At 65.6% G+C, this 20291-nt stretch carries 19 protein-coding genes and 1 pseudogene; 5 read left to right on the forward strand and 15 right to left on the reverse strand.

What is annotated here, in order from left to right; translation table 11 throughout:
- Positions 1-21: 21 nt before the first annotated feature.
- The 3 genes from IP68_RS07785 to xseA all read right to left on the reverse strand — a co-directional run bounded on the left by IP68_RS07785 (position 22) and on the right by xseA (position 2740).
- Complete coding sequence (locus tag IP68_RS07785) at positions 22-942, reverse strand: M23 family metallopeptidase (protein WP_054134420.1); 921 nt, start codon at positions 940-942, stop codon at positions 22-24.
- A gap of 4 nt (positions 943-946) precedes the next feature.
- The gene (locus IP68_RS07790) at positions 947-1150 is read right to left on the reverse strand and encodes a DUF2093 domain-containing protein (protein WP_054134421.1); all 204 of its coding nucleotides are present in this window, start codon (positions 1148-1150) and stop codon (positions 947-949) included.
- A gap of 114 nt (positions 1151-1264) precedes the next feature.
- Positions 1265-2740: an exodeoxyribonuclease VII large subunit gene (gene xseA, locus IP68_RS07795; RefSeq protein WP_054134422.1), complete on the reverse strand. Its 1476-nt coding sequence runs from the start codon at positions 2738-2740 to the stop codon at positions 1265-1267.
- Here xseA and purD point away from each other — a divergent pair.
- Positions 2739-4007, forward strand: a complete 1269-nt coding sequence (purD, locus tag IP68_RS07800) for a phosphoribosylamine--glycine ligase (RefSeq protein ID WP_054134423.1) — start codon at positions 2739-2741, stop codon at positions 4005-4007. The two genes, xseA and purD, sit on opposite strands and share 2 nt — an antisense overlap.
- Here the strand turns inward: purD and leuB are convergent.
- From leuB to IP68_RS20830, 11 genes are all read right to left on the reverse strand, one after another.
- Positions 4004-5062 (reverse strand): 3-isopropylmalate dehydrogenase, encoded by a 1059-nt coding sequence (gene leuB, locus IP68_RS07805; RefSeq protein ID WP_054134424.1) that lies wholly within the window; start codon positions 5060-5062, stop codon positions 4004-4006. The two genes, purD and leuB, sit on opposite strands and share 4 nt — an antisense overlap.
- A gap of 82 nt (positions 5063-5144) precedes the next feature.
- Positions 5145-5879, reverse strand: coding sequence for a DNA repair protein RecO (recO, locus tag IP68_RS07810; RefSeq protein WP_054134425.1), 735 nt, complete (start codon positions 5877-5879; stop codon positions 5145-5147).
- 6 nt (positions 5880-5885) lie between these two features.
- Entirely contained in the window at positions 5886-7829 is a 1944-nt protein-coding gene (gene uvrC, locus IP68_RS07815) for an excinuclease ABC subunit UvrC (RefSeq protein ID WP_054134426.1), read from the reverse strand.
- 95 nt (positions 7830-7924) lie between these two features.
- Positions 7925-8476, reverse strand: a complete 552-nt coding sequence (locus IP68_RS07820) for an ATP synthase subunit B (protein ID WP_054134427.1) — start codon at positions 8474-8476, stop codon at positions 7925-7927.
- Positions 8469-8963 carry an ATPase gene (locus IP68_RS07825; RefSeq protein ID WP_054134428.1) on the reverse strand — a complete coding sequence of 165 codons (495 nt, stop codon included), beginning with the start codon at positions 8961-8963 and terminating at the stop codon, positions 8469-8471. The genes IP68_RS07820 and IP68_RS07825 overlap by 8 nt, the downstream gene beginning before the upstream one ends.
- Positions 8964-9041: 78 nt before the next feature.
- Complete coding sequence (locus IP68_RS07830) at positions 9042-9269, reverse strand: F0F1 ATP synthase subunit C (protein ID WP_023839593.1); 228 nt, start codon at positions 9267-9269, stop codon at positions 9042-9044.
- 57 nt (positions 9270-9326) lie between these two features.
- On the reverse strand, positions 9327-10112 hold the full coding sequence (locus tag IP68_RS07835) for a F0F1 ATP synthase subunit A (RefSeq protein WP_054134429.1): 786 nt from the start codon (positions 10110-10112) through the stop codon (positions 9327-9329).
- 17 nt (positions 10113-10129) lie between these two features.
- Positions 10130-10489, reverse strand: a complete 360-nt coding sequence (locus tag IP68_RS07840) for an AtpZ/AtpI family protein (protein ID WP_054134430.1) — start codon at positions 10487-10489, stop codon at positions 10130-10132.
- Between the two features lie 206 nt (positions 10490-10695).
- Positions 10696-11076, reverse strand: a complete 381-nt coding sequence (locus tag IP68_RS07845) for a YdbL family protein (protein WP_054134431.1) — start codon at positions 11074-11076, stop codon at positions 10696-10698.
- Positions 11076-11285 (reverse strand): YnbE family lipoprotein, encoded by a 210-nt coding sequence (locus IP68_RS07850; RefSeq protein WP_369814828.1) that lies wholly within the window; start codon positions 11283-11285, stop codon positions 11076-11078. Before IP68_RS07850 ends, IP68_RS07845 begins: the two co-directional genes overlap by 1 nt.
- 14 nt (positions 11286-11299) lie before the next feature.
- Positions 11300-12868 carry a YdbH domain-containing protein gene (locus tag IP68_RS20830; protein ID WP_369814832.1) on the reverse strand — a complete coding sequence of 523 codons (1569 nt, stop codon included), beginning with the start codon at positions 12866-12868 and terminating at the stop codon, positions 11300-11302.
- Between the two features lie 1805 nt (positions 12869-14673).
- On the opposite strand from IP68_RS20830, the gene radC reads away from it, so the two are divergent.
- Positions 14674-15366 (forward strand): DNA repair protein RadC, encoded by a 693-nt coding sequence (gene radC, locus IP68_RS07860; RefSeq protein ID WP_054134513.1) that lies wholly within the window; start codon positions 14674-14676, stop codon positions 15364-15366.
- Positions 15367-15563: 197 nt separating this feature from the next.
- On the forward strand, positions 15564-16751 hold the full coding sequence (locus IP68_RS07865; RefSeq protein ID WP_054134434.1) for an NAD(P)/FAD-dependent oxidoreductase: 1188 nt from the start codon (positions 15564-15566) through the stop codon (positions 16749-16751).
- A gap of 19 nt (positions 16752-16770) precedes the next feature.
- Here the strand turns inward: IP68_RS07865 and IP68_RS07870 are convergent, their stop codons facing one another.
- Complete coding sequence (locus IP68_RS07870) at positions 16771-17157, reverse strand: hypothetical protein (RefSeq protein WP_156317986.1); 387 nt, start codon at positions 17155-17157, stop codon at positions 16771-16773.
- A gap of 278 nt (positions 17158-17435) precedes the next feature.
- Between IP68_RS07870 and IP68_RS07875 the strand changes: the two genes are divergently transcribed.
- Complete coding sequence (locus tag IP68_RS07875; RefSeq protein WP_054134436.1) at positions 17436-18218, forward strand: TylF/MycF/NovP-related O-methyltransferase; 783 nt, start codon at positions 17436-17438, stop codon at positions 18216-18218.
- A 162-nt stretch (positions 18219-18380) separates the two neighbouring features.
- A pseudogene (locus tag IP68_RS07880) lies at positions 18381-20129 on the forward strand (DEAD/DEAH box helicase); the annotation flags it as partial.
- Positions 20130-20291: the final 162 nt, after the last annotated feature.

A 20291-nucleotide genomic window follows, 5' to 3' on the forward strand; every position in this document is an offset into this window, starting at 1 on the left:
CGGCCAATCACTGACGGGCAATCACTGGCCCATTGGCGGAACCAGCATCTGCGGGTCGATCCGCGCCTCGTTCCACTTCATGCTCCAGTGCAGATGCGGGCCGGTTGCGCGCCCGGTCGCGCCGATTCGGCCGATCTGCTGGCCCTGGCGCACGCGCTCGCCATCCTTCACGTCGATCGAAGACAGGTGCAGGAAGGCGCTGTTGAGCCCCATGCCATGATCGATCATCAGCAGATTGCCTTCGAGCGAGAACGGTGTCTGCGCAGCCAGGATGACCACGCCGTCCGCCGGTGCCATCACCGGCGCGCCGACTGGCCCTGCGACATCGACACCGCTGTGGAAGCTGCCGGGCTCGCCCGCATAGATGCGCTGCGACCCGAAAATCCCCGACACCCGCCCCGTGGCAGGCCAGATGAACGGCTGGCGCCAGCCGGCGCTGTCCGAACTGCGCAGCCGCGCGGCAGCGATCAGCTCGAGCTCGGGCTTGCGCCGCGCCATGAACGCTTCGCTCGGCACCCCGCCGCGTGCGGCGACCGCGATGAACTCGCGCCGCCAGGATCGCGGCTCGATCGAGAGCGGCTCGCTCACCACCTCGCCATCGTCAAAGCTGACGGTCAGCACGCCCAGCGGCGGCGCATCGCGGTTGAACCCCAGCAGGAACTGGCCGTCCTCGGCCAGCGGCACCTTCACCCCGTCCAGATCCAGCCCGACCACACCGCGGGGCGCAGTGCCACGCAGCAGCGCGCCCTGCACGGGTGCGCCGCTCAGCCGGATGCCGCTGGTCAATGGACGCACAGCGCCAAAGGGACGGGTGAGAAAGTCGGGTCCGCTGGCCTGCGTAGCCGCAGAAGGCGTGTCTTGCGAGGCGGGCGCGGCTTGGCCGATCGCGGGACCGGCAAGCGCCGCGGCGATCAGGCTCAGCGCGATTCCGCCCCGCGCCACAGGTTCAGCCCTGCCCCAGCGCGGCGCGCACCGAAATCTCGCAGCTGGCATAAGGCTCCTGCCGCTCGACGCTCCAGTAGCGCAGCTCTTCCAGATCGATCTTCTGCCCGGTTTCGGCGCACAGCACATGATCGCCCGGGCTGAGCAGACGAAAGCCGTTGGGCATATAATGCAGGCGCGCAGCCCGATCGCGGTTGGACATCAACATCTAAAGATCATGCTCCATCAAATCTGTATCGCAGGTTTACCGCTCGGTCGGCGGATGCCCTGCCCTTGACCTGCAGCCTATAACAATGCGCGCCGAGGTGCAAATTGCGCCCGGTCAGAACAGGCTGGACTGGCGCGGTTCAGTGGCCTGCGGTTTCGGACGAGCCGCAGCCGGCGGTGTGCGCGGCGGTGGCGGCACCGGTCCATCGGCGGGCACGACATCGAGCACCCCGTCGCGAAAATGCAGCGCCAGGCTGGGCTCGTTCTGGGCTGAGGCGCGATCGAGCAGCGTGCGGCCATCGGCAGCCGTCACCCGGGCATAACCGCGCTGCAGCGGCGCGTCGGGGTCAAGCTGCGCCAGAACCCGCTCGAGCCCGGCCAGTCGCTCGCCTGCCCGCGTGGCGATCCGCTCGAGCATCGCCGGATCGAGCCTCAGCCGCGAAAGCCGCTCGCGCGCCAGGCCAGCACGCGCATCGAGCACCGCTGGCCGCAATGCGCCCGAAGCGCGCGCGAGCTTACCGCGCGCATCGGCGAGCCGCAGGCCCAAGGCCGCGCGCAGCCGCTCGCCCAGATCGTCGGCGCGCTGCTGTTGCGGGCTGAGCAGGTCCTGCAGCTTCGGCAGCCGCTGGGCTCGCGACTCGAGCCGCTCGCGCGCCAGCCCCTGGGTACGGTTGATCGCCCGCGTGGCGCGCAGGCCGAGTTCGCCCAGACCCGCCAGCAGATCGGCGCGCACCGGCACCGCCATTTCGGCCGCAGCCGTCGGGGTGGGCGCGCGGCGGTCGGCGGCGAAATCGGCGAGCGTGGTGTCCGTCTCGTGCCCAACGGCTGAGATCACCGGGATCGGGCTTTCGGCTATCGCGCGGACGACGGGTTCCTCGTTGAAGGCCCACAGGTCTTCGATCGAGCCGCCACCGCGCGCAACGATCAGCAGGTCAGGCCGCCTGTCCTCGGGCATCGCGCCAAAGCCGCGCACCGCCGCTGCGACCTGCGCAGCAGCGCCCTCGCCCTGCACCAGCACCGGCCACACCAGAACATGGCTGGGGAAGCGGTCCGCCAACCGGTGGAGAATGTCGCGGATCACCGATCCGGTCGGCGACGTCACCACCCCGATGGTGCGCGGCAGGAAAGGCAGCGCGCGCTTGCGTGCGGGATCGAACAGCCCCTCCCCCGCCAGCCGCGCCTTGAGCTTTTCGAACAGCTGCATCAGCGCGCCCTCGCCCGCGAGTTCGAGCGATTCGATGGTGATCTGGTACTTCGAACGTCCGGGGAAGGTCGTCAGCTTGCCGGTGGCGATGACGTCGAGCCCATCTTCTGGCGCGAAGTTCAGCCGCTGCGCCGTACCCTTCCAGATGATCCCGTCAATCAGCGCCTTGTCGTCCTTGAGCGCGAGATAGCAATGCCCCGACGCGGCGCGCTTAAAGCCCGAAATTTCACCGCGAATCCGGACATGGCCAAAGCGGTCCTCCACCGTGCGCTTGAGCAGGTTCGAGATTTCCGAAACCGACAGCGGCGGAGCGTTGTCGCCCGGCGCCATCTGGGCTAACAGCCCGCCGGAACGCGAGTTGGCATCATCTGAAAAGGGGTCGGGCATGAATATCCTGTTGGTGGGGAGCGGTGGCCGCGAGCATGCCCTGTGCTGGAAACTGGCGCAATCCCCGCAGGTGGAAAGCATCTTCGCCGCGCCCGGAAATCCGGGGATAGCCGAGCATGCACAATGCGTTAGCCTCGCGGTGTCCGATCATCCGGCGGTTGTCGCGTTCTGTGCGGAACATCGCATCGGGCTGGTCGTAATCGGGCCTGAAGCGCCTCTCGTCGACGGCCTTGCCGACAGCCTGCGCGCTGCCGACGTGCCCGTGTTCGGGCCCTCCGCGAAGGCCGCGCAGCTCGAAGGCTCCAAGGGCTTCACCAAAGCCCTGTGCGACCGCGCGGGCATCCCCACCGCGCGCTATGTCCGCGCGAGCCATGCAGCAGAGGCGCGCGCTGCTCTGGCCGATTTCGACCTGCCGATGGTGATCAAGGCCGATGGCCTCGCCGCGGGCAAGGGCGTGATCATCGCCGAAACCGCCGAGGAGGCTGAGGACGCCATCGGGCACATGTTCGCAGGCGCCTTCGGTGACGCCGGGGCCGAGGTGGTGATCGAGGAATTCATGACGGGCGAAGAGGCGAGCTTCTTCGCGATCACCGATGGCAGCGCAGTCGTCGCGTTCGGATCTGCGCAGGACCATAAACGGGTGGGTGAAGGCGATACCGGGCCGAACACCGGCGGCATGGGCGCGTACAGCCCGGCTCCCGTCCTGACGCCGGAGCTTGAAGCGCAGGTGATGGAGCGGATCATTGCGCCGACCGTGACAACGCTCGCCGCCGAGGGGATGCCCTATTCGGGCGTTCTGTTCGCCGGGCTGATGCTGACCAGCGAAGGGCCGAAGCTCATCGAATACAATTGTCGCTTCGGTGACCCCGAATGCCAGGTGCTGATGACCCGGCTGCAGAGCGATCTGGCCGAATTGCTGCTGGCGACCGCGAAGGGCGATCTGGCCAGCTGCCCCCCTCCCCGCTTCTCGGACGACTATGCGCTCACCGTGGTGATGGCGGCCAAGGGCTATCCCGGCACGCCCGAAAAGGGCGGCGCGATTTCACTCGGCGATGTGGGCAATGCGAAGGTGTTCCACGCCGGTACCGCGCTCAAGGACGGCGCGCTGGTCGCCAATGGTGGCCGCGTACTCAACGTCACCGGCACCGGCAGCAGCGTCACAGAGGCACAGCAGGCCGCCTATGCCGCTGTCGATGCGATCACTTTCCCCACCGGCTTCTGCCGCCGCGACATCGGCTGGCGCGAAGTTGCGCGCGAACGGGGTTAAAGCGCCGCCAACACCGCGTCGCCGATCTCCCGCGTCCCCATCGTCCCGCCGAGGTCCGCGCCCAGCGCCCCCGCATTGAGCGCACTCGCCACCGCAGCCTCGATCCGCGCGGCTTCCGCTTCCAGCCCGAAGCTGTGGCGCAGCATCATCGCGGCGGAGAGGATCATCGCGACCGGATTGGCGAGGCCCTTGCCCGCGATATCGGGCGCGCTGCCGTGGATCGGTTCATAGGCACCCTTGGTGCCGAACGCGGTCTGCTGCGCACCCAGAGACGCCGAGGCAAGCAGGCCAATCGAGCCGACGCACATGCTCGCCTGGTCTGACAGGATATCGCCGAACAGGTTGCCGGTAACGATAGTGTCGAACTTGCCTGGCGCACGAACGAGCTGCATCGCGGCGTTGTCGACATACATATGCTCGAGCGTGACATCGGGATATTCCGCCGCGACCTCAATCATCACGTCGCGCCAGAGCTGCGAGGTTTCGAGCACATTGGCCTTGTCGACCGAGCACAGCCGTCCCGAGCGACCTTGCGCCGTGCGGAAAGCGACATGCGCGATGCGGCGCACCTCGCTCTCGCTGTACGACATGATGTCATAGCCTTCGCGCCCCCCATCGGCGGTGGTGCGCATGCCCTTCTCACCGAAATAGACATCGCCGTTGAGCTCGCGCACGATCATCAGATCGATCGCGCCGGCGACCTCGGGGCGAAGCGAGCTGTGCGCCTCGAGCCCCGGAAACACCTTGGCCGGGCGCAAATTGGCGAACAGGCCCAGCTCCTTGCGCATCCCCAGCACCGCCTGTTCGGGGCGCAGATGGCGCTCGAGCCCGTCGCATGCGGGATCGCCCACCGCGCCGAACAGCAGAGCATCGCAATCGTGCATCAGCGCCAACGTTTCGGGGGGTAACGGGTGTCCATGGACACGCCAGGCTGCAGCGCCAACGAGTCCGTCGTGCAGTTCCATCCCCGGCAGATCGAGCGCGCGCAGCACGCGCACCGCTTCGGCCATGATCTCGGGCCCGATGCCGTCGCCGGGTAGAATTGCAATTTTCATGGTGTATCCCTGTCAGCTACCGCCGCGCGCATAGCGTCCGGCGGCGCATTCAGGCAACATTGTTTTGCGTGGAGGCGCGCGATCAGCCGGCAATGCGCTTGAGCCGGTCGATCATCATCACCCGCGCCGCCAGCGGATCGGCGCGACGTTCGGCGAAGAACTGGCGCTCGATAAAGTGCCCGGTGAGCGCAAACCCCTGCAGCAATTGCTCCCAGCCGGGCTCGGCATCGCTGGTCATGAAGGGAGGCAAAAGCAGCAGCTTTTCGGCATAGACTCCGGCGGCGTGCAGCGACACCGCACGCCCGGTGCGCGGGCTGACATAGGCCAGATCTTCGCGCTCACCGGTCACCGCGCAGCGCTCGAGGTCGAGCCCGAAGCCGAGCTCTGCCAGCAGCAACGCCTCATACTGCACCATCGCCCGCGCCCACCACCGCGCCGAGGGGGCGACGCAAACAAGATCAAGCAAGGCTGCCAACGCGGCATAAAGCCGCGGGAAAGGCTGGTCGTCCGGCGCGACCGTCGCGGTGAGCAACGTCACCCACTCGAAAGCCGCCGCCGCGAGGGGCTCGGCATAATACGGCGCGCGGCTGCTGGCGAGTTCGACCGTGAGGCTGGCGAGCTGGTCAGGCGAACGGCTGCGCAATTCCGCCGTCACGAGATTGGCAGGCATCAGCACCGGTCGCATCGCCGTCGATCGCCCGCCCTGCACATAACCCGCCTGCAGGCCATGCTCGGGCGTAAACAGCCGAGCCACCGCCCCGTGCTCGCCATGCTTGCGCACCGTGCAGACGATCGCGGGGGTGCGGATGACGGGCAAGCTCAGCTAACCCCGAAAATAGTCATAGACCAGCTGCGCCATCGCCTTGGAGACGCCGGGGGCCATCTGCAGGTCCTGCAAGGAAGCGCTGCGCACCGCTTTCGCCGTGCCGAAGTGCATCAGCAGCGCGCGTTTGCGCGCCGGGCCAATACCGGGGACCTCGTCGAGCGGGCTGCTGGTCATCGCCTTTTTGCGCTTGCCACGGTGCGCGCCGATCGCGAAGCGGTGCGCCTCGTCGCGCAGCCGCTGGAGGTAGAACAGCACTGGGCTGTTGGTCGGCAGCGTGAACTCCTTGCCATCGGGCATGAAGAAGGTCTCGCGCCCGGCATTGCGATCCGGGCCCTTGGCGACGCCGACCAACGCGACATCCTCGATCCCCAGCACCGCCAGCGCTTCCATCGCAGCCTTGAGCTGGCCCTTGCCTCCATCGACCAGAACCAGATCGGGCCAGTCGCCGCCGCTGCGATCGGGGTCTTCGCTCTGCGCGCGCGCAAACCGCCGCTCGAACACCTCGCGCATCATCGCATAGTCATCGCCCGGCACGGTGTCGGCGCGCTTGATGTTGAACTTGCGATACGCGGCCTTGCGGAAGCCCTCGGGCCCCGCGACCACCATCGCGCCGAGCGCATTGGTGCCCTGGATGTGGCTGTTGTCGTAGACCTCGATGCGGTCGGGCGGACCATCGAGCCCGAACAGGTCGGCCATCTCGGCGAGGTACTTGGCCTGGCTTGCACTTTCGGCGACGCGGCGCTGCAGCTCCTCGAGCGCGTTGCGCTGTGCCTGCTCGATCAGCCTTTTGCGCTCGCCGCGCTGGGGGACGAGCAGCTCGAGCTTGTGCGCCATGTTCGCCGACAGCGCCTCGACCACCAGATCGCATTCGAACGGCGCGCGGTCGGTGAGGATCAGCCGCGGCGGCGGCATGTCCTGATAGAACTGCATCAGGAAGCTGGTGAGGATTTCGGCCTCGTCGAGTTCCTGCACATGCGCGGGGAAGAAGCTGCGATGGCCCCAGTTTTGCCCGGCACGGATAAAGAACGCCTGGATGCACACCGTGCCGCCCTGGCTCGCCATTGCGAACACATCGGCGTCGGCGATGCCGTTCGCGTTCACCGCCTGGCTGCCCTGAATGAAGGTCAGCGCCTTCAATCGGTCGCGATACGCCGCCGCGCTCTCGAAATCGAGCGCCTGCGCCGCCGCTTCCATCCGCGCGCCCAATTTGGCCTGGACGTCGGTCGACTTGCCGGTAAGGAACGCACGCGCATCGCCCACCAAGGCCGCATATTCCTCCTTGCTGATCCGGTCTACGCACGGCGCCGAGCAGCGCTTGATCTGGTACAGCAGGCACGGCCGCGAACGGTTGGCGAAAAAGCTGTCCGAGCACGAGCGCAGCAGGAACAGTTTCTGCAGCGAGTTCAATGTGCTCGTCACCGATCCGGCGCTGGCGAAGGGTCCGAAATACTGGCCCTTGTACTTCTGCGCGCCGCGGTACTTCGACATCCGCGGGAAGTCGTGATCCTCGCGCAGCAGGATATAGGGGAAGCTCTTGTCGTCGCGCAGCAGCACATTGTACGCCGGGCGATAGCGCTTGATCAGCTGCGCCTCGAGCAGCAGCGCCTCGGCCTCGCTGTTGGTCGTAACGATCATCATCGAACGGGTCAGCGATACCATCCGCTGCAGGCGGCGCGGCAATTTGTCGACCTGAGTGTAGTTGGTCACCCGATTCTTGAGTGCGCGTGCCTTGCCGACATAGAGTACGTCGCCCCGCGCATCGATCATCCGGTACACGCCAGGCCGCGTCGGCAGCGATTTCAGCTGGCTGCGGATCGCGGCGATTCCGGTGTCGAGATCGGGCGTGTCGGCCCCGCGCACGCTATAGGTCGCCGCCTCCTCGAGAAAGCGGTCGGGCGCGCGCGGATTGGTGTCATTGGGATGAGCGGGACGGCCTGCCATGGTGCGCGTGATGTGGCGTCAGGACGGCGGCAGGTCAATGGGCTAGCGGACTTGCAGCAATTCCCTCTCCCTCGCAGGGGAGAGGGGCAACAGAATCAATTCAGCCGCATGCCGAGCTGGGCGACGGTGCTGTCGACCAGCGACTTGTCCGCATCGGCGTTGTGGTTTTCGGCGATCAGCGTTGCGGCGGCACCTGCTGCAGCGGTGGCGACCTTGTTGCGGATCTCGGCGATGGCAGCGCGTTCGGCGGCGGCGATCTTGTCGGTCGCCATCTTCTGACGGCGGACGATCAGGTTTTCCGCATCGGTGCGCGCCTTGGCGCGGATGGCTTCGGCTTCCGCCTCGGCGCGCGCGTTCATGTCGGCGGCTTCCTGCGTTGCCGCAGCCAGCTTGGCCTCATATTCGGCGCGCAGCTTTTCGGCATCCGCACGCAGCGCCTGGGCTTCGTCGAGCTCGGCCTTGATGCTGGCGATCTTGCGATCGAGCGAAGCGCCGATCGTCGCCGGCACCTTCTTGTAGAGGATGATGCCGATCAGGATCAGCATTGCCGCCGAGACGAAGAAGGTGGCGTTGAGCAGGTGGACGCCGCCGATCGAGGGATCAGCATGTTCGCCCGCTTCGGACGCGAGGATGATGAGATCAAGCATCTGCCAGCGCTCCCTTGACCGCGCGATTGACCTGCGGCTTGGTGATCTTTGCCGGGGTCAGCCGGGCGACGATATCCTGTGCGGCTTCGACCGCTACAGCTTCGATCTCCGACAGGGCAGATGCCTGCTGGGCAGCAATCGCGGCTTCGGCGTCGGCCAGATGGGCGGCGATGCCGACATCGGCCTCGCGAACCTTGGCTTCGGCTTCGCGGATGCCCTTGGCCTTGGCTTCGGCGGTGACCGCCATAGCCGCGTCGCGGGCACGGGCATGGGCTTGACGATAATCTTCCTCGATTTCGTCAGCGCGGGCATGCGCGGCCTTGGCAGCCGCGATGTCGCCGGCGATCTTGCCCTTGCGCAGATCGACGGTGCCCTGGATCTTCGGCAGCATCGAACGCCCGATAACGAAATAAATCAGTCCGAACGTGATCACCAGCCAGAAGAACTGGGACCCGTAGGTGGACATGATCTGGTCAATCTGGGGCATATCAAAGCTATCCGTGGATCAGAATCTTGAAGGTGCGAACCGGGACCGGCGGCAGGCCGGCCCCGGAAACGCGAATAATCAGGCGACGAAGATCAGGATCATCGCCACGACGAACGCCAGCAGGCCGAGAAGTTCGGCAGCGGCGAAGCCGATGAAGAGGCGGCCCTGCTGGCCATCGGCAGCTGCCGGGTTGCGCAGTGCGCTTTCCAGGAACGAACCGAACACGTTACCCACGCCGATGGCGGCCATGCCGGCACCGATTGCAGCCAGGCCAGCACCGACCAGTTTTGCAGCTTCTGCGTCCATTGTAATACTCCTTAAGAAACTCGATTGGATGGAAAGATTGAGAGCGAAAAGAATAGCTTAGTGCAGGTTCACCGCGTCGTTGATGTAGAGCGAGGTGAGCAGCGCGAACACATAGGCCTGCACGACGGCGACCAGGATCTCGAGCGCGCTGATGCCGACCATCAGCGTCAGGCTGGGCAGCCCGACCATCAGGCCATAGCCGAGCCCGGCATTGGTCGAGTTGATCACGAAACCGGCCAGCACCTTGAGCAGGATGTGTCCTGCGGTCATCGCGACGAACAGTCGCAGACCCAGGCTGAACGGGCGGACCAGGAAGGACAGCAGCTCAACCAGGAAGATGAACGGTATCATCGGCAGCGGCGTGCCGTGCGGCACGAACAGCGAGAAGAAGTGGAACCCGTGGCGCGTGAAGCCGACGATCAGCACGATCGAGAAGCTGACGATGGCAAGGATGCCGGTGATCGTCAGATGGCTGGTCACGGTGAACGGATGGCCGCCGATCACACCGATGGGCAGCAGGCCCAGGATGTTGGCAAACAGGATGAACATGAACAGCGAGAAGACATAAGGCGCGTATTTGCGGCCTTCGGCGCCGATATTGGCCACCAGCATGTCGTCGATGAAGCCGGTGAAGCTTTCGACCATCAGCTGCCAGCGACCCGGCACCAGCTCGCGCTTCATGCCACCCTGCATGAACACCCACAGCGCCACCAGCGTCAACAGCATCCACAGGGCGCTGTTGGTGAAGGCGATGGTCTGCCCAGCAATGTCGAAACCACCCGAGAAAATGGGCGCGATTTCGAACTGGTGCATTGGGTCGATTTTGCCTGACTCGGCTGCCACAACCTTACCTCTTCGTATCAATCTTCAGGCTTATCCTTCGGGGACTGCTGATTTTTCAGCCCCGCCGAATATGCGTTGGAAACCCGGATGATGTTCCTGAAGGCCACGAAAATCCCCAGAGCGAGGAACGTGATCAGGAGCCAGGGCGATGTGCACAGCCAGCGATCAAACAGCCAGCCGAACAGCAAACCACCTGCAATACCCCCAAGCAGATCGGCGAGCACGCGGTTGCCCAGCCGATAATTCGCATCGACTGCGCCCCCTTTGCCGCTCACATCGGCCTGCTCCCGCTGCGTTATATCGCGCAGCCGATCACCGATGTGATCGATCCGCGCGTCGCCGCCAGAAGGGTCTTGCCCGGGTTCGTTCTCCGCCATTCGCCATACTCCTTGTTATTGGGCCAAAGGCTACAACAACCGAAAAGTCACGCAAAAAGCGGCGAGCTGACCCGCCAAGGCGCGGCCCGTTTAGAAAGGGCTGGTTCCCAAGTCAATGGCCATGCTGCGCTGCGCCATCGCGCATGAAAAAGCCCGGAATTCACAGGGAATTCCGGGCCGAAACTTTTGCCGGGCGGCAATCTGCCTCACGGACAGCGCGCGTCGCGCACCGGCGGGCTGGAATCGCGAGTCTTCCAGCTGCCATCGGGCGCCTGGTATTTCTCGCCCGGCTTGGTGCGCGAAATCGTGTTGCAGCCGGCGGTGAAGGCGAACTGCTCGACAGTCGATCCTTCGGCCGACGCGCGGTCGGTATAGACCTGCTTGCGCTTGAGGTTGATGTCGCTGACCATGCGCTGCAGCTGGCCGTCGCCGCCGCTGACTATGCCCAGATAGCCATCGGGCTTTTCGCCGATCGACCCGTTCTCGCGCGCCGCCTCATAGGCCGGGTCACGCTGCGCCATAGCGGGCATGGCCAACCCCAGCGCCACAAAAGCCACCAGGCCGGTTTTCAATATTGCCCTGTTCATCAGAAAATCTCCGCATTCTCGTCGATCACCGCCTTGGCCTTGCCATCGAGCCGGTAGACGACCTCTTGTTTGATGTTGATGTTGAGGTTGATGACGATCGGTTTGTCAGGTGCCGATACCGTCACACAGCCCCCGAGCGCCGTCGCCGTGATTGCAAGTGTGGCCGCCAATGCCACCATTCCAACCGCCCGATTTCTCATCATCGCCATCCTGTGTGTCCCCTTCATGGACGATCCTCGCTTTCTGGGGGCTGAATGCCCGGTTTATCTGGTGGTGTCGCGCCGGGCAGCACGGCGCCCGGATTGTTGACCTGGCCGGGCAGCAACCCCAGCAGCGCCGGGTCGGTGACATATTGCGTATCATACAGCGATCGCGCCGACGTGATCAGCTGCAGGAACGGCGCACTGATCGTCACGTTGAACTGCAGCGGAAGCCTTTCAACCTGCCGCGTCAGGAAATTGCGCGACGCCCCCTCGCCCTGGCTGAGGCCATCAAAGCGGATGCGGGTGACCACCTCGCCCGCCAGATCTCCGTCCATCTCCACGATCAGATACTTGTAACGCAGCGATCGCAGGGCGTTGAAGGCGAAGTTTGCCATCGTGCCGAGGTCTTCATACGTGAGCTCACCGACATAGGCGAGCGTACCTCCATCCTCTATCACCTCCAGCCTGCCACCGCGGACATGGCCGCCATCCTTGTCGAACACGATCGGGATGACGCCGGCAAAATGCCCGGTGGCGTTGATGTTCTCGAAATCGAACCCGGCGAGGAACTGCGCGGCATCGACCCGGTCGACTCGGAACACCAAAGTCCGCGGCTGCTCGCTCACCAGATCGATCACGCCGGGATCAAGCAGCAGGCGCCCCCCTGCAAATGGCCATTCGCCGCCTTCCACCTGCATCCGGAAATCGGGCAGCAGCCGATAGCGAATCGTCCCGTTCGAGACCGCAAAGCCCGGATTGACCTCGGCGAGCCGCACCACCTGCCCCGGCCCGGTCTGCATCCCGAGCAGATCGCTGAACACGACATCCCCCGACAGCCCGCGCACGGGGCCGAAGGCGGCGGCGAAATCAAGCGAATCGGTGCGGAAGCGTCCGGTGCTGGAGGTAACGCCATTGGCGGACCAGTCGATCCGGCCCCTCCCCGCGAGCGTCCCGCGGGTGTTGGCGATGATGCCGAGCACGATATTGCTGACCATCTCGGGCTGCAGATCGTCATCGAACGTCAGCCGGTCGACAAACAGGTCGGCGTGCCCGGTGACGGACGAAAGGTCATGTGCAATGGCCACGCGGAGCACGTCGCGCGCGGTCTGCGGTTCATCGAGCGTTCCGGTCACCGCGATCCGGCCATCGGCGAGCGTCAGCTGCATGTCGGTGCTGACCAAGGGCTGGAAGCGCGCAGGCACCTGCCGGTCGCGCAGCAGCCATTCGTCGCCCGATACGCCGAGCACCGAATCGGCAAAGCTCCAACTGCCGCTGCCGCGCGTGAGCAGCAACGGCACCGCGCCGATCGTTGCCTCGGCATCGGCATAGCGTCCGCCCAGCGCCCCGCCCAGATCGACGCTGAGATCGGCCGCCTTGATGTGCGTGCCCGATTCGAGGTTGCCGATCAGCAGATCGACATCGGACAGCGTCACCGAGCCTGGAAAGTCGACCGCCATTGCGCCGACCGCAAGCTGCATCGGCGATGATCCTAGCCGTGCCTGCAGCCGCGTTGCCCCGCCGAGCCGCGCGGCCAGCTGCATGCCCCGTGCCCCCTGCCGCACCATCGGCTGGCCACGCAGCGGGCACATCGTGATGGCCTGGCGGTCCGCGGTCAGGTTGGCGAGTTGCAGGCGGTCGAAGCGCAGCGTCTGGCAGCCATCGTAAAGCGCCAGCCCGTTCGCCTCGCTCCATCGACCCTGCAACGGCAGCGCCAGCGCGCGCACCGATCCGCCGGGGATCGGGCCGGACAGCAATGCCCGTCCACCGAAGGTCGCCAGCCCGCGGCCGTTCCACAGCGCGGAAAGCGCGGGCAGCGCCAGCGAGGCACCTCCGGCTGAATATTGCTCCATGCTGACCCTGAGTGCGTACGCCCCCTGCCCACGCGGGGTGATGCGCAGCTGCGCGCGCGGCAGCCCCTCGCCGCCGGTGGAGATGTTGCCAACAACCTGTAGCGCATCACCGTCCTGCTGCAGGGTGAGGCTGTTGCCGCCGACCAGCCGGTCGCCGCGCGCGCTGGTCAGCGACAGGCGCGGGATCGTCAGCGCGAGCGAATCGCCGCCGCCGCGCGCCTGCAGGTCGAGCGCCAGATCGGATCCCGGGAGCGCCCGCCGCGCTGCCTGCGCCATCCGCGCAACCAATGGCCCGACCGGCAGATTGGCGCTCGCGGCTACGGCGTCGTCGAGTCCGGCGAGCCTTGCGCGATCGACCGTCAGCGCGCTGCCCTCGGCCCGCCCCTCGAACGACCAGCCCGGTGAGGCTCCGCCCAGCCGCAGAACGGCAATGCCCTTCGCGGCCATGTCGGCAAAGCCGATCCCCGAAGCGGCAGGTTTGGCAAGCGCGAGATCAACATCGGCATCGACCTGCTGCGCGGTTGCGGCGAAATCGATCTTGCCGCGCAGGTTAGAGGCAGCAAATCCGGCGGCCCGGATCGCGCCCGCTTGCGGGCCCAGCGACCCGCTGACCCGGTCGAGAGCGACATTGGCATCTGCGCGCACGGCAACCGCCGATCGCGCGATCATCAGCCCGCCCGCCTGACACGCCAGCGCATCGAACCGCAGCGGGCCTTGGAATGCGGGCCGCTGCCCGGAGATGCTGACCGTGCCGTAAAGGCTGGGCTGGTCGAGCGTGCACCCGCGATAGGCAAGCTGCTTGCCCACCGCCGCCAGAGTGCCCTTGAACCCGCCGCGCAGATTGCCGCTGCCATCCGCCTTGATGCCCAGCGCGCCATACGGGCTGTCGATCTTGACGCGGGCATCACGCAGCGTCAGGTCCAGCCGCGGCAGGCTGAAAGGCTCGGTGCTGTCGGTATAGAGGAAGCGGTCGAGGCTGCCGAAGCTGAGGCGCTCGTTCTCCCAGCGCCCGAAGGCGCGCAGGCCCTCGACCACGGCGCTGTCGACCGTCAGGCCGAACAGTCCGCCGCCGATATCGACCGTCAGCCGCTCGATCGTCGCATCGGGGCGCCTTGGATCGCCGAGCACCAGATTGCGCACCACCTGCCGCCCGACGCCGATCGATTCGATCTCGTAAGTCGCCGGCACGCCCTGCCGTTCCAGTTCGGCGCCGATCAGGTTGCGCGCGATGTCCTCGCGCTGGGTCCAAGCGATCAGGCCGACCAGCCCGAGCAACGCGATGCCATACAGCGCGATCTTCAACGGCCATGCCGTGCGCTGCCACGCCCGCACCTTGCGCGCGGGCGGGATCGCTTCGGCTTCGGTGTCGGCGTCGCTCATCCTGACCTGAATGCGCTGCAACGCGCGTGGTTGCAACGCCGACCACGAAAAGTCGCGGCGGCAGAGGCGTCGGGGACAAAGCGTTTGCCCGGCAGCATGCGAAAGATTAACCTCAAACCATGCCCTCCTCTTCGCCCGTGCTGCCTTTGCTGGCCGATGCCGAGATGCCCGATGCGGTGGCGGGTGGCCATCACGGCGCAGGGCATCGCTCGCGCCTTAGGCAGCGTTTGCTGAACGGTGACGGAACCGGGCTGCATGACCATGAAATCATTGAGTATCTGCTCGCCTTGGCGATCCCGCGCCGCGACACCAAGCAGCTGGCCAAGCAGCTGATGGACCATTTCGGCGGGCTGGCAGGCGTGCTGACCGCCGATGGCGATTCGCTGCGCGCGATCCCCGGCATGGGCGAGACCAGCGCGGCGGCGCTCAAGATCGTGCAGGTGGCCGCGTCGCGATTGGTCAGCGAACCCGTGCGCCGCCAGCCGATCCTGTCGAGCTGGCAGGCCTTGCTCGACTATCTCAGGCTCGACATGGCGCACCTGACCCGCGAGCGGGTGCGGGTGCTGTTCCTCAACGCCAAGAACATGCTGATCAGCGATGACAACATGTCCGAAGGGTCGGTCGATCAGGCGGCGATCTACACCCGCCAGGTGATCAAGCGCGCGCTCGACCTGGGGGCGACATCGCTGATCCTGGTGCACAACCACCCCAGCGGCAACCCGCAGCCCAGCAAGCAGGACATCCAGATCACCCGCGAGATCATCGAGGCGGGCAAACGGCTGGGGATCGATGTCCATGACCACATCATCATCGGGCTGGATGGGCATTCGAGCATGCGGTCGATGGGATTGATGTGACGACAATCCTCCCCGAGCTTGTCTCGGGGAGGTGGCAGCGCGCAGCGCTGACGGAGGGGCAGATGTTCAAACGGTTGCGCCATGCCCCTCCACCACGCCGCTACGCGTCGCGGTCCCCCTCCCCGAGACAAGCTCGGGGAGGACTTGAACCGGGAAATCCTCGACTAAACTGCTCCCTCACGCCATAGACCCGCGCCATGCCCTCCCCCGCCCCCACTCCTTATGACGCGATCATCCTCGGCGCAGGCGCCGCGGGATTGTTCTGCGCAGCGGTCGCCGGGCAGCGCGGGCGCAAGGTTCTTCTGATCGATCACGCCGATGCACCCGGCAAGAAGATCCTGATCTCGGGCGGTGGGCGGTGCAATTTCACCAATGTGAACACCCAGCCCGATCGCTATATCAGCGCGAACCCGCACTTCGCCAAGTCCGCTTTGGGCCGCTACAGCGCGCAGGATTTCATCGCATTGGTCGATGCTTATGGCATCGCCTGGCACGAAAAGACGCTAGGGCAGCTGTTCTGCGATGGCTCGGCCAGGCAGATCGTCGCGATGCTGCTCGACGAATGCGCCAAGGGCGGCGTGCAGATCGCGCTGGGCCAGCCGATCGGCGACGTGGCGCACGCCGAAGGAACTTACCGCGTCACTTACGGCTCGAAAACAGCGTCCGCGCGGGCGTTGGTGATCGCCACCGGCGGGCCATCGATTCCCAAGATGGGCGCGACCGGATTTGCTTATGATCTCGCGCGGCAGTTCGGTCTCAAGGTTGTCGAGCCGCGCCCTGCGCTCGTGCCGCTGACGCTGGGCGGTGAAGAGACACTGTTCCGATCGCTCTCGGGGGTTGCCACCGAAGTCATCGTGCGCGCAGGCAAGACGGCGTTTCGCGAGGCGGCCCTGTTCACGCACAAGGGGCTGTCCGGCCCCGCGATCCTGCAGATTTCGAGCTATTGGCGCCATGGCGAGCCGGTCGCGGTCAACTTTCTGCCCGATACGCCCGCAGGCTGGCTGACCACGGCCAAGCGCAGCCAGCCCCGCGCTACCCTCCGCAGCGCCCTGGGTGGCCTCCTGCCCGACCGCCTCGCTGCGACGCTCGCCGAACGGCTGGCGGGCGACAAGCGCCTCGCCGATCAGAGCGACAAATTGCTGGCCCAGGCCGAACGACTTTTGGGAGCGTGGGACTTTCACCCCAACGGCACCGAAGGCTATGCCAAGGCCGAGGTGACCGCGGGCGGCATCAGCACCGATGGCCTGTCATCGCAGACCATGGAGGCGCGCAAGGTGCCTGGCCTTTATGCGATAGGCGAGGCGGTGGATGTCACCGGCTGGCTGGGCGGGTACAATTTCCAATGGGCCTGGGCCAGCGGCCACGCCGCAGGGCTCGCCATCTGACGCCAGGCCATCGAACCGATCAGCGGGTGCGGCAGCGCCCGGTGTTGGTGTTCTCGACCGTGCCGTCGTCGTCATAGCGGATCTGCATGGTGTAGCCATCGGCAGCGATCGACCGGATCGTCGCCTTGTACCATTTGCCATCGCTCCACGCGCAGGAGATGCGGCTGCCCGCCTGCCAGTCGAACGGCACCACCGTATCGGCCTGACGCGTCTCGACATCGCCATCGTCAAAGCGCACCGTGATCACCGATCCGCTGCGCGATTCGACCACGCCGGGATAGAACACGCTGCTGCCGCGCCAGGGCGAGAGCACCCAGTCGCCGACTTCCTGCGCCATTGCGCTTGCCGGAACGATGCACGCCGCTGCCATGATCATGGCTTTGGCAGCGAGAGACAGTGATTTCATTGCAGGCCATCCTTTCCAATATTCCCATGGGTAACCGCCGTCGCCGCTGCTGCGCGTCGGCGCAGACATCCAGCGATGCGACTCGTGCCTTGCCCGCATTCTGGAGATGCGGCGGGGCCCGGCGGCAATCTAATGCCGATCAGCGACCGCACCGCCACAAAAAACGACGAACCGAGCCAAAAACCCGCATTCTTGCTGCACCGCGCATGGAACATGCAGCAGGCTAACGCGTTGATGCAGCTGCGAATTCCATTCTTACCCACACAAGGCCTGAGACAATGCAAACGGCAGCGCCGCCCGTGCAATTCGATCGCGACGCCTATGTCGATCTGCTCAAGCGATCGATCACCAACTATCACTATCTGGGGCAAGAGGCCTCGTTCGAGCAGTTCCGCTGTGTCTCGCATTACGACATGGATCAGAGCGAGTGGAAGATCGACCGATCGGTGCAGCCAACTACCCTGCTGCGCAAGGGGCAGCTCGACCTGATCGAACAGGCGGTGGTCGCGATCGAGGCTGCCCGCGTCCCCGGCGACTATATCGAGGCGGGCGTCTGGCGCGGCGGAGTCATCATACTGTTACGCGCGTTGCTCGGCGCCTATGACATTGCCGACCGCAAGGTGTTTGCAGCAGACTCGTTCGCCGGCATCCCGCTCAACACTCGCGCGCAGAACGACCCCGTCGACCAATGGTCCGATCGCTGGGTCGCAGGGCTCGACGAGGTGAAACGCAATATCGAGCGTTTCGGGATGCTCGACGAGCGGGTCAGGTTCGTCCCCGGCTTTTTCGCCGATACGCTGCATACGCTCGCCACTGAGCGCTTCTCGCTGATCAGGCTGGATTCCGATTCCTATGATTCTGTCGAGACATCGCTCGAACATCTCTATCCCCGGCTCTCCGATGGCGGGATCGTGATCATCGACGACTGGCATCTGCCCGGCTGCAGAATGGCGGTGACCGACTATCGCGACTATTTCGGAATCACCGACCCGATCTACGAACACGATGCCAATGCCTATTGGACCAGGAATGGCCGCAACCCTTTGCCGGGGCTCGTCTGACCGTCCTGGCCGCGCGGCTGTGGCGCGGCGGCCCGATTATCATTGTGCAACTGCACACTTTCGGCTACGCGCAATCGCTTGCAGCGACGCCCCTTTGTGCGTCGCGCGCGGTTTCGCCTGAAGATGCGGAGCCTTCGCATCTTCAAGACGAATTGATAAGCCATGCCATTTGATACTGTTCCCGCCATCCTGTCGGACGCGCTCGACGCGCACGGCTATGATACCCTGACACCGGTCCAGCAGGCCGTGATCGCCCCGGACGCACATGGTCGCGACCTGATCGTTTCGGCGCAGACCGGATCGGGCAAGACCGTCGCCTTCGGCCTTGCCATGGCAAGCGACCTGATCGGCGAGGATGGCCGCGTGGCCCCCAGCCACACCCCGCAGACGCTGATCGTTGCGCCGACACGCGAACTGGCACTCCAGGTCAGCCGCGAGTTCATCTGGCTCTATGGCCCTGCAGGTGCGCGCATCGCGACCTGTGTCGGCGGCATGGACGCATCCAAGGAACGCCGCGCACTGTCGCAGGGCGCACAGATCGTCGTCGGTACCCCTGGTCGCCTGCGCGATCACCTCGAACGCGGCGCGCTCGACCTCTCCGGCCTCAAGGTCGCGGTGCTCGATGAAGCCGACGAAATGCTCGACATGGGCTTTCGCGAAGATCTCGAGGAAATCCTCGACGCGACCCCCGATGGCCGCCGCACCATGCTGTTTTCGGCAACCATGCCGCAGCCGATCGTCGCGCTCGCCAAGCGCTACCAGCGCGATGCGCATCGCATTTCGACCGTGGGCGCAGACCGCGGCCATGGCGATATCGAATATCTCGCGGTCACCGTGGCCCCTGCCGATATCGAGAACGCCGTCGTCAACCTGCTGCGCCTGCACGAGGCGGAAACCGCAATGCTGTTCTGCGCGACACGCGACAATGTCCGCCACCTCCATGCCAGCCTGATCGAGCGCGGCTTTTCCGCAGTCGCATTGTCCGGCGAGCACAGCCAGAACGAGCGCAACTCCGCGCTGCAGGCGCTGCGTGATCGCCGCGCGCGCGTCTGCGTCGCCACCGACGTTGCCGCCCGCGGGATCGATCTGCCCAGCCTGTCGCTGGTGATCCATGTCGAGCTGCCGCGCGACATGGACACGCTCAAGCACCGTTCGGGCCGCACCGGACGCGCGGGCAAGAAGGGTACCGCGCTGATGATCGTGCCCTATCCGCGCCGCCGCCGCCTCGAATCGATGCTGCGCGGAGCCAATATCAACGCGCAGTGGATCAACGCGCCGTCGGCCGAGGACATCCGCCGCGCCGACCATGACCGCCTGCTCGACAAATTGCGCGCGCCGGTCGAGGCTGACGAGGCCGACCGCATGCTGGCCGAGAAGCTGCTGGGCGAACGCACCGCAGAGGACATCGCGATCATGCTGGTGCAGGCGCACCGCGCGCAGATGCCTTTGCCCGAGGAACTGCTCGACGCCGATTCATCGCCGCCCCCGCGCGAAACCGGCCCGCGCGCCGGGTTCGAGGACACGGTATGGTTCACGATGAACATCGGACGCCGCCAGAACGCTGACCCGCGCTGGCTGCTGCCTTTGCTGTGCCGTCGCGGCCACATCACCCGCAGCGAGATCGGTGCGATCCGCCTTGGTGACGAGCAGAGCCATTTCGAGGTTCCCCGTGCCGTTGCCGATCGCTTTGCCGAAGCTGTAGAGCGTACCGCAGGCGGCGAGGACAGCGACGAGGGCAGCCTGGTGATCGCGCGTGCCGATGGTCCCCCGCAGGGCCACAGCCGCTCGGGCCCGCCGCGCCGCCCCGAAGGCCGCAGCGGTTCGGGATCGGGCTACAAGGGCAAGGGCAATTCCGGCCCGCTCAAGCCTCGCTATGAAGCCAAGGCATTCGGCGAGAAAAAGCCGTTCGGCGACAAGAAGCCGTTCGGCGATCGCAAGCCTGCAGGCGACCGCAAGCCCTATGGCGAGCCGCGCGCGTTTGGCGACAAGAAGCCCTTCGGCGACAACAAGTCGTTTGGTGACAAAAAGCCCTATGGCGACAAGAAGACCAATGCCGACCGGGCATCCTTCGCC

The sequence above is a fragment of the Blastomonas sp. AAP25 genome, assembly GCF_001295965.1.
In the GTDB taxonomy this organism is placed as follows: Bacteria; Pseudomonadota; Alphaproteobacteria; order Sphingomonadales; family Sphingomonadaceae; genus Blastomonas; species Blastomonas fulva.